Source organism: Cryobacterium sp. 10S3, assembly GCF_034344045.1.
In the GTDB taxonomy this organism is placed as follows: domain Bacteria; phylum Actinomycetota; class Actinomycetes; order Actinomycetales; family Microbacteriaceae; genus Cryobacterium; species Cryobacterium glucosi.
Window position 1 is genome coordinate 2,700,365 of the sequence record NZ_CP133773.1, and the last position, 12,523, is coordinate 2,712,887.

Annotated in this window: 9 protein-coding genes; 6 read left to right on the forward strand and 3 right to left on the reverse strand. The window is 69.9% G+C overall.

The genetic code is table 11. The features are described 5' to 3' along the window. Positions 1-49 precede the first annotated feature (49 nt). The 4 genes from RHM57_RS12540 (at position 50) to RHM57_RS12555 (ending at position 5,536) form a co-directional block, all read left to right on the forward strand. Positions 50-1,312, forward strand: coding sequence for a sugar ABC transporter substrate-binding protein (locus RHM57_RS12540; protein WP_134449378.1), 1,263 nt, complete (start codon positions 50-52; stop codon positions 1,310-1,312). Between the two features lie 6 nt (positions 1,313-1,318). Beyond that, positions 1,319-2,461, forward strand: a complete 1,143-nt coding sequence (locus RHM57_RS12545) for a carbohydrate ABC transporter permease (RefSeq protein WP_134559904.1) — start codon at positions 1,319-1,321, stop codon at positions 2,459-2,461. Between the two features lie 86 nt (positions 2,462-2,547). Beyond that, positions 2,548-3,348, forward strand: a complete 801-nt coding sequence (locus RHM57_RS12550; protein ID WP_322137276.1) for a carbohydrate ABC transporter permease — start codon at positions 2,548-2,550, stop codon at positions 3,346-3,348. Between the two features lie 73 nt (positions 3,349-3,421). Then, positions 3,422-5,536, forward strand: coding sequence for a glycogen debranching N-terminal domain-containing protein (locus tag RHM57_RS12555; protein ID WP_322188255.1), 2,115 nt, complete (start codon positions 3,422-3,424; stop codon positions 5,534-5,536). Between the two features lie 40 nt (positions 5,537-5,576). Here the strand turns inward: RHM57_RS12555 and RHM57_RS12560 are convergent, their stop codons facing one another. Both RHM57_RS12560 and RHM57_RS12565 read right to left on the reverse strand, forming a co-directional pair. Continuing rightward, on the reverse strand, positions 5,577-7,514 hold the full coding sequence (locus RHM57_RS12560; RefSeq protein ID WP_322135295.1) for an FAD-dependent monooxygenase: 1,938 nt from the start codon (positions 7,512-7,514) through the stop codon (positions 5,577-5,579). Positions 7,515-7,543: 29 nt separating this feature from the next. Then, positions 7,544-9,274, reverse strand: a complete 1,731-nt coding sequence (locus RHM57_RS12565; protein ID WP_416172950.1) for a type III polyketide synthase — start codon at positions 9,272-9,274, stop codon at positions 7,544-7,546. Between RHM57_RS12565 and RHM57_RS12570 the strand changes: the two genes are divergently transcribed. Both RHM57_RS12570 and RHM57_RS12575 read left to right on the forward strand, forming a co-directional pair. Beyond that, complete coding sequence (locus tag RHM57_RS12570) at positions 9,213-10,958, forward strand: pyruvate dehydrogenase (protein WP_322135293.1); 1,746 nt, start codon at positions 9,213-9,215, stop codon at positions 10,956-10,958. The two genes, RHM57_RS12565 and RHM57_RS12570, sit on opposite strands and share 62 nt — an antisense overlap. A gap of 150 nt (positions 10,959-11,108) precedes the next feature. Beyond that, a complete protein-coding gene (locus RHM57_RS12575; protein ID WP_322188258.1) occupies positions 11,109-11,303 on the forward strand; it encodes a hypothetical protein in 195 nt (64 codons plus the stop codon). Positions 11,304-11,353: 50 nt separating this feature from the next. On the opposite strand, the gene RHM57_RS12580 is transcribed toward RHM57_RS12575, so the two are convergent. Beyond that, positions 11,354-12,283: a phosphatase PAP2 family protein gene (locus RHM57_RS12580; protein ID WP_322140937.1), complete on the reverse strand. Its 930-nt coding sequence runs from the start codon at positions 12,281-12,283 to the stop codon at positions 11,354-11,356. Positions 12,284-12,523: the final 240 nt, after the last annotated feature.

The following is a 12,523-nucleotide window of genomic DNA, read 5'->3' on the forward strand; positions in this document are numbered from 1 at the left end:
GTTCTCACACAAGCAAACGCGCACTGCGGCGCGACTTTAGGAGAAGAAAATGCAACGACGCACCTCCCGCTGGATGATCGGGGCCGGCCTGACCATGGCCGGGGCGCTCGCCCTCACGGGCTGCAGCTCAAGCTTCGGCGGCACCACGTCCGGCTCGACCGGCTCGGCCGCCGCCCTCACGAGCGACGCGAGCAAGAGCCTCACCGTCCTGATCGGTTCAAGCGGCGACGCCGAGACGAAGGCCGTCAACGCGGCCGTCGCATCCTGGTCCTCCTCGAGCGGCACGAAGGCCACCGTCTCCGTCGCGAGCGACCTCAACCAGCAGCTCGCCCAGGGCTTCGCGGCCAAGAAGCCGGCCGACGTGTTCTACCTGTCGACGGATGCCCTCGCCGGCTACGCCTCGAACGGTTCCCTGCTCGCCTACGGCGACAGCCTCGCCAACAAGGACGACTTCTACCCGAGCCTCGTCAAGTCCTTCACCTACGACGGCCAGTTCTACTGCGCGCCGAAGGACTTCTCCACGCTCGGCCTCGTGATCAACACGGATGCCTGGGCGAAGGCCGGACTCACCGACGCCGACATCCCCACGACCTGGGACCAGCTCGAAACCGTGGCCAAGAAGCTGACCACGCCCGACCAGGTCGGCCTCGCCATCGGCGGCGAATACGCACGCGCCGGCGCCTTCATGGCGCAGGCCGGCGGCAACCTCATGAACGAGGACAGCTCCAAGGCCACCGCGAACAGCGCAGAGGCCGTCGCCGGTCTCACCGAGGTCAAGAAGCTCCTGAACGACGGCGTGATGAAGTACGCGAAGGACGTCGGAGCCGGCTGGGGCGGCGAGGCTTTCGGTAAGCAGCTCGCAGCCATGACGATTGAGGGCAACTGGATCACCGGTGCCATGTCCAGCGACTACCCGAGCGTGAAGTACACGGTCGCCGAACTTCCGGCCGGCCCCGCCGGCAAGGGCACCATGCAGTTCACCAACTGCTGGGGCATCGCAACGGACAGCCCCAACCAGGCCGCCGCGCTCAAGCTCGTCGAGCAGCTGACCAGCAAGGACTCCCAGCTGGCCTTCTCAACGGCCTTCGGCCCGATGCCGTCGATCAAGTCCGCCGCGTCCGACTGGAAGGCCGCCAACCCGGTGCTCGTCCCGTTCCTGAACGGTGCTGACTACGCCGTCGGCACGCCCACCGCGAAGGGCTCAGCGGATGTCGTGACCGAGCTGAACTCCAAGCTCGAGTCCCTCAAGACGGGCGATCCCCAGCAGATCCTCGACGCCGCCCAGAAGAACCTCGAAGCGCTGCTGAAGTAGTTCGACATGTCGAAGCCCGCACGCACGTCTCGCCGCTCCGGAATCCGGGGCGGCGAGGCCGCCTCGGGGTGGCTCTTCACCGCCCCGATGATCATCCTGCTCGGGATGTTCCTCGTCGTCCCTGTGCTCATGGCACTCTGGGTCAGCTTCTCCGACTGGGGAGGCCGCGGCAGCCCCTTCGGCGGCAACGTGAAGTTCGTCGGCTTTGACAACTACTCCACCCTGCTGAATGGGGGCGGCCTGGCCGAACAGGACTTCGGCACGGCACTGCGCAACAACGCGTGGTACGTCGTGCTCGTCGTCCCGATCCAGACCGCCCTCTCCCTCCTGCTCGCCGTGCTCGTCAACCGGCAGATCCTCCGCGGCCGCGGCTTCTTCCGCACCTCGTTCTACTTTCCGTCGGTGACGAGCTCGGTGGCGATCACCGTGCTCTGGCTGTTCCTGTTCAGCTCGACGGGCGCCATCAACAAGCTGCTCTCGTTCATCGGCATCAACGGACCGAACTGGTTCAACGACCCGAGCGGCATCCTGCACAACTTCCTGCAGCTCTTCGGGGTGACCCAGGGCCCCGCCGCGCTCACGGACGGATCCTTCCTCGGCGTCTCCTGGTGGGACTGGCTCGCCGGCCCCTCTGTCGCCATGACGGCCTTCATCCTGATGGCCGTGTTCACCACGAGCGGCACGTTCATGCTGCTCTTCATCGCGGCACTGCAGAACCTCAGCGGCGAGGTCACCGAGGCCGCGATGATGGACGGCGCCAACGGCTGGCAGCGGTTCTGGAAGGTCACCCTCCCCCAGCTGCGCCCGACCCTGTTCACCGTGCTCACCCTCGGCCTGATCGGCAGCTGGCAGGTCTTCGACCAGATCTACACCGGCACCAAGGGCGCACCCGGCAAGACCACGCTCACGCCCGCCTACCTGTCCTACCAGTCGGCGTTCAACAACCAGGAATGGGGCCAGGGCGCCGCGATCGCGTTCATCCTCTTCGTGATCATCGTGTTCTTCACGCTCTTCCAGCGCTGGGTGCTGCGCGAACGGCCGGTGTCGAAGCGCAGGATGCGGCCCTACCTCACGAATCCCGCCTCAGCGGTCGCCCTGGCGGCCACGGCCACACCCGCATCGACGACGAAGTCCGGAGAGTCACGATGAGCGCGCCCACGGTCAGCCCAACCCGCAAACTCCGTGCCCTCAGCCGCGAGAAGCTCCCCACCCGCGCCGTCGCCGGCCGGTCGCTGATGTACGCGATCCTCACCGTGCTCGCGATCATCTACATCGCCCCGTTCCTCGTGCAGGTCGCGACCTCGTTCAAGACGGATGTCGAGGCGGCGAGCAATCCCATCTCGCTGCTCCCGCAGACCTGGTCGACCGCGGCGTACCAGAAACTGTTCCTCAACTCGGACTTCCCGGTCTGGTTCAAGAACTCCGCCATCGTCACGATCTTCGTCACGCTCGGACGGGTGTTCTTCAACTCGCTCGCCGGCTACGCCCTCGCCCGGTTGCAGTTCCGCGGCCGGACGGTCATCTTCGCCGGCCTGATCGCCGTGATGAGCGTGCCCGGCGTCGTGCTCCTGATCCCGAAGTTCCTCGTGATCAACCAGATCGGCATCTACGACACCTACGTCGGCATGATCGTTCCGCTCCTCACCGACGCCGCCGGGGTCTTCATCATGAAGAACTTCTTCGAATCGATCCCCGCGAGCGTCGAGGAACAGGCCCGCATCGACGGGGCAGGCACCTTCCGGGTGTTCTGGTCGATCGTGCTGCCGATGGCGAGGCCCGCCCTGATCACGATCATCATCCTGTCCTTCCAGGGATCGTGGAACGAGCTCTCGCACTTCATCGTGGCCACCCAGTCCCCTGAACTGACCACGCTCACCAAGGGCGTCGCTTCGCTCGCCTCCGGGGAGCTCAGCCAGGGCACCCAGTATCCGCTCAAACTCGCCGCCGCGGCGATCATGACCATCCCGGTCGCGGTGATGTTCTTCATCTTCCAGAAACGGATCATGAACACCACCGACGGCGCCGTCAAGGAGTAAGTCCCGGCCGGCCGGCCCACCTTCTCCGTCCCCCTGTGGACATCCGCTTCAACCCAGGAGTCGTTCCTTCCTCATGCTTTCCCAGTCCCTCATCTCGACGCCCGTGCCCATTCAGCCCGCCGGCGACCACCCGGTCCAGCCGCTGCTCCACGATTCGACCATCGTCCTCGCCGCACCCACCCAGGCGTGGTCACGTCCCGACGGGCGCACCGAACTGCCGATCCACGGCCTGTACCACGCGGACACCCGCGTGCTCTCTGGCTGGGACGTCTCGGTCGGCGGGGCACACGGCGAGGCGATCGCCCAGGCCGGGCGCGGTTCGGGCGAAGTGACCTTCACCTCGCTGCTTCGGCACCTCGACGACGCCACCGCCGACCCGCGGCTGCGGCTCGAGGTGACGCGGACCGTGAGCGCCGGGCGGATGCGGGAACGCATCACGATCCGTTCGGGCCTGGGCCACACGGTCTCGACCACGATCGCCCTGCGGGTCCACCCCGACTTCTCGGACATGCAGACCGTCAAGGCCGGGCTCGCCGACCCCGAGAGCCGGCGCGCGTTCCCGACTGAGGACCTGCCGGAGACGCCCGTCGTCGACCTCGAGACGCTGGCCGACGGCATCCGCCTGTCGACGCCGAGCGTGACGGCCGTGCTTCGGTTCGGAAGCGACGCGACGCTCGCCCAGACACCCGCGTCGGCCGCCGGCGGGGCGCACCGAGCCGGGACGGATGCCGCCGCACCGGTCGTCGCGGCGAGCTGGGCGGTCGAAGTGCCCGCGCACGGCACCGCGACCGTGGAATGGACCGTCGACGTCGAGCACAGGGCAACCGTGGTGCAGGCGGCCGAGGGCCTGCCCGAGTGGGATGGCGTGACCGTGCATTCCGGCGATGCCCGGCTCGGCCGCTGGGTGCAGCGCGCCCTCGACGACCTCAGCGGGCTGAGGATGGCGACGACGGCTCGGCCCGATGATCCGTTCCTCGCCGCAGGGGCGCCGTGGTTCTTCACCCTGTTCGGGCGCGACTCGCTGTGGGCGGCGCGGTTCCTGCTGCCGCTCGGCACCGACATCGCCGGCTCGACACTCCGCTTGCTCGCAAGCCTGCAGGGCACCGTCTCCGACCCCGAAACGGCCGAGCAGCCGGGCAAGATCATGCACGAGCTGAGGCCGGGCGCGTTCTCGATGCCCGGCGAGAGCCTGAACCTGCCGCCGCTCTACTACGGGACGGTCGACGCCACGCCGCTGTGGATCTGCCTGCTGAACGACGCCTGGCACTGGGGCCTGCCCGACGCCGAGGTCGTGGCCCTGCTGCCCCACCTCGAGGCGGCACTCGGCTGGATGCGCGACTCCGGCGACAGCCACGACGACGGGTTCCTCTCCTATGTCGACGAGACCGGGCACGGCCTGGCCAACCAGGGCTGGAAGGACTCCGGCGACTCGATCCAGTGGCGGGACGGCTCCCTCGCCGAGGGGCCGATCGCGCTCTGCGAGGTGCAGGCGTACGCCTACCAGGCGGCGATCGGCGGCGCCGAGCTGCTCGAGGCCTTCGGTCGCCCCGGCGCGGCCGAGTGGCGCACCTGGGCGGCGAACCTGCGGGCCCGGTTCCGGGCATCCTTCTGGATCGACTCTCCCGAGGGACGCTACCCGGCGGTCGCGCTCGACGCGCACAAGCGCCCGGTCGACACGGTCACGAGCAACATCGGCCACCTGCTGGGCACCGGCCTGCTCAACGACGAGGAATCGGCGCTCGTCGCAGCCCGGCTCGTCTCCACCGAGCTCAACTCCGGTTTCGGGCTGCGCACGATGTCGACCGACTCGACCGGATACTGGCCGCTGAGCTACCACGGCGGCTCGGTCTGGACCCACGACACCGCGATCGCGATCAACGGGCTGGGCCGCGCCGGGTTCGGCGCCGAGGCCGGCATCCTGATCGACGGGTTGCTCGCGGCCGCCGAGTCCTTCGGGTACCGGATGCCGGAGCTCCACTCCGGGGACTCCGCGGCAGAATTCCCGGTCGCGGTTCCCTACCCAGCGGCCTGCCGCCCGCAGGCCTGGTCCGCGGCGGCGGCGATCTCCGTGCTCGGGACCGTTCTCGGCCTCGCCCCCGACCGCGAGGCCGGCACGGTCGCCTCGACCCCGATCACCCCGGCCCTCCTGGGCTCGGTCACGATCCTCCCCCGCCAGCCCCGGGCATAACTCGGGAGCGCGGTCGGTGGCGCGGGCCGGGTGGTGCGGGCTACAGCCAGCGCATCGTAAAGGCGCTCGCGAGCACGGCGCTCGCCGGCGGAACGGCGAGGGTGCGCACGAGTCCGTTGCGGAGCCGCAGCCGCAGCCCCGTGGCCGGCCGGCCCATCATCATGTTGAAGCCGGCCTGCCGGGCAGCCATCCGGGCGCTTCGGCGGCGGCGACGGTCATAGTCGGAGAGCACGGATGCCGCGGTGCCCGGTTCCCTGATGGCGAGCGCGAGCGCCGGGGCGAGCAGGAGTCCGTCGAGCCAGCCGAGGTTCATGCCCTGGCCGCCGATCGGGCTGATCTGGTGCCCCGCGTCGCCGACGAGCACGATGCGTCCGCTGACGAGACGTTCGGCCAGCCGCTGCTGCACCGAGAACGCGCTCACCGACGCCCCGGACGAGGGCAGGACCACGCCCGTGCGGGACTGGACGATCGCGGCGAGGTCGTGGCTCGAGGCATCCGGTTGCAGGGACGATGTCATCGCGACCCAGCGCCGCCGCCCGCCGGGGAGCGGGAATGACTCGACGACGCCGCCGCGCTCGAAGTACAGCACCGCCTGCTCGGCGGCCTGCTCTCCGGCGGGGTAGTCGCTCATGAGATAGGTGTCTCCACCGCCGCGCTCGATGCCGCGGATGCCGGCGAGTGCGCGGATGATACTGCGGGCGCCGTCCGCGGCGACGACGTAGCGGGCCTCGAGTGCGGTCGCCGTTCCGGCCTCCTCGACCTCGAGCTCGACGCGGTCGCCGCGGTCCCGCACACCCGTGACGGTGACACCAGACCGGTACCGGCCGGGGCTGAGCTCGTCGAAGCGGGCGCGCAGCAGCGCTTCGGTCTCGTACTGCGGCAGCGAGACGACGAACGGATGCCGCCCGGCCGCTTCGCGGAACGTCAAGCGGCCCAGGGCGCGCCCGTCGCACCGAACCTCGCCGCCACGGATCCGCACCGCGCGTTCGACGACGGCGTCGGCGAGGCCGAGCTCCTCGAGGGCGCGCATCGACGGCGGGTGGATGCCGATGGCTCGCGACCGCCGCGACGGTTCCGCGCGCCGCTCGAGCACCTCGACGTCGAGGCCGCGCACCGCGAGGAGCCCCGCGAGCAGGATCCCGACCGGACCGCCGCCGACCACGATGACGTCGCGCATCCGCTGCCCATCGCTCGCCTCAGCGCCCAACCTCGCCGAGCGCGGGCGTTGCGCCGTTGCGCGGGTGGCAGACCACCCGCGCAACGGCGGAAGTCCCGCGCCCGGGCCGTCCCAGCGCAGCAGCAGGCGAGACGGATGCTCCCGAACCACGTCCCAGCCCGGCGGCACGACCGCGCGCAGTTCCGGCGCGGTGAAGCTGCGGCGGATGGAGGTGAGGCCGTCCGCGCGGATGTACGAGTCGCGGAAGAGCGGCCAGGTGCCGAGGCCGAAGCCGACGTAGGCGAAGGTGCTGCGTTCGATGTCGCCGAGCAGCACCCGGCCGCCGGGCGCCGCGAGCCGTTGACAGTCGGCGAGCAGGCCGCCGAGCTGCGCGCCCGTGAGGTGATGCAGCACGTGGTTGGACACCACGACATCGAAGCGAGCTCCCTCGTCGGCGAGGTCGGAGCTGAGCGCCTGCCGGAAGGTCAGCCGGGGCAGCGGCGGCCGGGCGGTCGCGAAGCGGTGGGCGCGGGCATCCGGGTCGATCGCGGTCACCGTGAGGAGCAGGCCGTCCCGGGCCGCCCAGCGGGCGAGCGCCCTGGCGACGTCGCCGCCGCCCGAGCCGATATCGAGCAGCGTGCTCTCCCGGCTCGTCGAGAGGAGCGGCCGGATCTCGCGCCGGTACACCCCGCGCCAGCCGGAGACGGCGGCGTTCACGTATCGGAAATAGTCGTACGTGCGGCTCAGGACCTCGGGGTCGCAGCCCGGATCGTCCATGAGCTCGACCGCGTCGCTCGCCCGCCGGCGGAGGAACGGCAACATGGGAAACAACGGCGATCGCGCCAACCGCGTCAGCCGCGCACCACAGTCATCAGGCCGGACTCGACCGTGAGCCCCGGTCCGAACGCCATGGCGCAGAGCCGCTCTCCGTCCGCGGTGTCCGGGGCGTCCAGGATCGCCTTCAGCACGAAGAGGATCGTCGCGCTGCTCATGTTGCCGTAGGAGCGCAGGGTCTCCCGCGACGGCACGAGCTGCGCCTCGCTCAGCCCGAGCTTGGCCTCGGTCTTGTCGAGAATGCTGCGCCCGCCGGGGTGGATCGCCCAGTGCGCGATCGCCGTGCTGAGGTTCAGGGCCCGCCCGGTCGCGGGCTCCGTCGTGGTCTCCGTCGTGAGCGCGGGCCCAGCGGATGCCTCCGGCGCGTGCACCGGGACCGCGAGCGTCGCAACCGACCCGGCCGCAGAACCCGCCTCGCCGAGCACACCCGGCTCCGCAGGCGACCCCTGCACCGCGAGCAGGCCCGCGAGTTCCGCCAACTCGGTCGCTTCGGCCAATTCCGTGGAGGTGGCGAGTTCCGCGAGCTCGGTCGCAGTGGCCACTTCGGCCAGGACTTCGACCTCGTCAGTGAATTCCTCGATCGGCATGGTCTCACCGAGAGCGGCGACGGCAGCGGCGAGCCCCGGGTCCTTCGCGAAGAGCGGAGCGAGAGCGCCCTCGATGTGCTGGTCGATGATGTGCGGGACGTAGCTGCTGAGCACCATCTCGAAGCCCTCGTCGCCGATCTTCCAGGCCATGTCGCCCTCGCCGACGGGGGTGATCACGGTCTCGAAGAGGTCCAGGCTGAGGGCGTTCTCACCCGGCGCCGGGGCGCGTGAACTCACGATTCCGGCGGCCGCACCATCCGAGAACAGGGAGGAGGCAACGATCGTGTCGGGGTCGTCCGAGGTGCGGAGATGCAGCGAGCAGAGCTCGGCGCTCACCACGAGCACGACGGCGTTCGGGTCGGCTTCGACGAACTGCTTCGCCGTGCGGAGCGCGGGCATCGACGCGTAGCAACCCATGAACCCCAAGTGATACCTCTGCGTTGTCGGCTTCAGGCCCAATTCCCGCACGAGCATATAGTCGGGGCCGGGCGCGTAGAAGCCCGTGCAGGACACAGTCACGACGTGGGTCACGTCTGCGGCCTCGATGCCGGGGCAGGCGGCGAGCGCGCGGCGGCCGGCCTCGACGAAGAGCTTCGTCGCCTCGGTGATGTACAGCTCGTTGCGCACGCGGGTGCTCGGCACGAGAAGGGTCTGCGTCGCCGCGTCGAAGAACTGGGGATTGGCGACGTCCGAGTCGAGGGTCAGCTCCTCGATCACGGTGTGGCGTCGTTCGATTCCCGAGAGATTGAACGATGCCGTCACGAGCCGTTTCCCCAGCCTGCTCAATCCCGGCTGGGAGGCGAACACATCGCGCACCTGTTCCTGGACGAGGACGGTGGATGGAACAACGGTCTGTAACGCTCGAAGAGTGACGGACATAGCCCCAGTGTTACACGCGGCCCTGCGAGGCACACCCCCCATTTTCGCGGGCGGCGGCAACAGCCGACGGATGCCCGCATCCCGAAACTGGGCGCCGGCAGTGAATCCGCTGGGCGCGGTTCCGTGGCGCGGAGTGATGCCTAGGCTGGAATGTGGCGTGGGGCAACGGGGACGCGCGTCGCCAACCGCGGGCCGGTGCCCGCCTATCCGAGGGAGTCCCGTGGCTACGACCGTCGCCGACCAGATCATCGCCCAGCTCATCGACTCCGGCGTGCGCCGCATCTACGGCATCGTCGGCGACAGCCTCAACCCGATCGTCGACGCCGTTCGGCGCAGCGGCGGCTCCGCGAAGGGCGGCATCGACTGGGTGCACGTGCGCAACGAGGAGGCCGCGGCCTTCGCGGCCAGCGCCGAGGCGCAACTCACGGGTGAGCTCGCGGTCTGCGCAGGGAGCTGCGGACCGGGCAACCTGCACCTCATCAACGGCCTCTACGACGCCCACCGCTCAGGGGCACCCGTGCTCGCGATCGCGAGCCACATCCCGAGCGCCCAGATCGGCAGCTCCTTCTTCCAGGAGACCCACCCCGACCGCCTCTTCGTCGAGTGTTCCAACTACTGCGAACTCGTCAGCTCCGCCGCCCAGGCCCCGCGCGTCGTGAGCATGGCCATGCGCCACGCCATCGGCCTCGGCGGCGTCGCCGTCGTCACGCTCCCGGGCGACATCGCCGAGCTGCCCTCCGTCGGCACCGCGCCGACCATCACCCTGACCAAGCCGGGCACGCTCGTGCCCTCGACGGCCGACGTGCAGCGCCTCGCCGACGCCATCAACAACGCCCGCCAGATCGCCATCTTCGCCGGGATCGGCGTCGCCGGAGCCCACGATGAGGTCGTCGCCTTCGCCGACCTGCTCGCCGCCCCGATGGGGCATTCCCTGCGCGGCAAGGAGTGGATCCAGTACGACAACCCCTTCGACGTGGGCATGACCGGGCTGATCGGCTACGGCGCCGCCCACGACGGCATGCACGACGCCGACCTGCTCATCCTGCTCGGCACCGACTTTCCGTACTCGCAATTCCTGCCCGACGGCACGGATGTCGTCATCGCGCAGGTGGACATCCGTGCCGAACACATCGGCCGGCGCACGAACGTCACGGTGCCGGTGCACGGGGATGTCGCGGCGACGCTCAACGCGGTCACCCCGCTGATCACCCGCACCGCCGACCGGCGCTTCCTCGAGAAGACCCTCAAGCACCACGAGCAACTCATGCACAAGGTCGACGGCAACCCGCGCAACGTCGAGAAGCGCACGCCGATCCACCCCGAGTACGCGGCCTCGATCCTCGACGAGGTCGCCGCAGACGACGCCGTCTTCATCGCAGACACCGGCATGTGCAACGTCTGGGCGGCCCGGTACATCAACCCGAACGGGCGCAGGCGGATGCTCGCCTCGCTCCTGCACGGATCGATGGCCAACGCGCTCCCCCAGGCGATCGGCGCCCAGGCGAGCCACCCGGGGCGCCAGGTCGTGACCCTGTCCGGAGACGGCGGCCTCTCGATGCTCCTCGGCGAGCTCGTCACCGTCGCCGCGCAGAACCTGCCGGTGAAGATCGTCGTGTTCAACAACTCGACCCTCGGCATGGTCAAGCTCGAGATGCTCGTCGACGGCTACCCCGACTTCGGCGTCGACGTTCCGGCCGTCGACTACGCCGCCGTCGCCAACGCCCTCGGCATCTACGGCCAGCGGGTCGAGGATCCCGCCGACATCCGAGGCGCCCTGGAGCGCGCCTTCGAGCACAACGGGCCCGCGCTCGTCGACCTCGTCACCGACCCGCTCGCCCTGAGCATGCCGCCGACGATCACGGGGGCGCAGGTGCGCGGTTTCGCGCTCGCCCTCTCCCGGGTCGTGCTGAACGGCGGCGTCGGCGAGGCCGTGCAGCTCGCCCGCACGAACATCCACAAGCTCTAGTCGCGCCCACATCGGCAGGCCGCGCCCGAAACGGCGGGCGCGGCCCGCCGAAACCGGCGCGGCCGCCCCGTGTCGCGCTGGCTGCACTCGGGCTACCCTGAGGCCCAGAGGACAGTCGCCGGGCGTGCGGAATCGGAGGAGCTGATGGCCATGGACGGACGTGGACGGGTGATCGTGCGGGACGGACCGTGGGGCTTCGTCCTCTTCCTGGCCTACATCGGAGCGGCGATCTACTTCGTCTCGGTCTCGAGCGGAACGTTCTGGGGTGTGATCCTCGGGCTGCTCCAGGCGATCGTCTGGCCGGTCTACGTCGTGTGTCACGTACTCGTCCTGATCGGCGCCTGAACGCCGGACGATTCGCGCCGGACCGCGTGACCGGTCGGGTGCCCCGCAGCTCAGGGCAGGCGGTCGAAGAGGTGGGTTGCGACGAACGCGACGAGGGATCCGGCGGCGCAGATCGCCGCGACCCCGCCGACGTAGGCGATGACGGCCTCGCTGTTCGGGCCGGAGGCGCCGAAGAACGTCACGAGGAACGCCGCGGCCGCGACCAGACAGAACGGCACGACGAACCAGAGCTGGATGCGGTATCCGATCGCGGGCGTTCCGCGGGTCGGGGCCAGGGGACCGGTCCCCGCGTCCGGGTCGGTGTTCCCTGCCGCGAACCGGCGTGCCGACCCGCGCGCTCGCAGGCGGCGGGGCGATGCGCCCCATACCCAGAGCGCGATGCCGCCCGCGCAGCCCCAGACCGCGACGACCAGGAGCCCGGCGATGACGTCGCTCGGGCGGTGCCAGCCGTTCGCGAGCGTGGAGACGCCCGCGACGGCCGCGAACGCCGAGCCGAGCAGTGCGGCGAGCCAGCGGGTCCGCGGGCTCGAGACGAGGAACACGGCAAGAGCGGATGCCGCAGCGACCGTCGTATGCCCGGACGGGAACGAGTTGCCGGCGTAACCGTCGACCCCGAGATCGGGACGGGTGAGCAGGATGTCCTTGAGGACCTGGGTCGTGACGACGGCCCCCAGGGCGACGACGACGGCGACGACGAGCGTGCGGAGATCGCGGCGCACGGCCGTGATGATCCCGGTGATGACGGCGCCGGCCACGACCGAGACGGTCGGAACCTGGTCGAGCACCTGCTGGGTGACGACCGTGACGCTGCGACGGCCGAAGATCGAGCCGTCGTAGGCGAGCTGGTCCATCGTCTGGCCGTGCAGGGTCCGCACAAAAAAGAGGTACAGCGCGACGAAGACGGCCGACGCGACGATCGCGCCGCCGAGATATCGCAGGAATCCTGTTGTCGAGAGGGAGCGCACAGTCCAGCTTCGCACGACTCGCTGGACAGACCGTGGGTGAGGCCGCAGAAACGCCGGATCGGACACCGAACAGGACGTCGCAGTCAACGACACCGGGCGACACCGGGCCAAAGCAAAGGACCCCGGGGCCGAACGCCGCCGAGGTCCTTCTCAGCAGAATTCAACTGCTGTGATGTTGAAGGTACACCGTGCGGGGACGCCCGCGAACCACCGCTGCACAGGTGCCCGCCGCACGCTAGCCCTTGACTCGGCGGG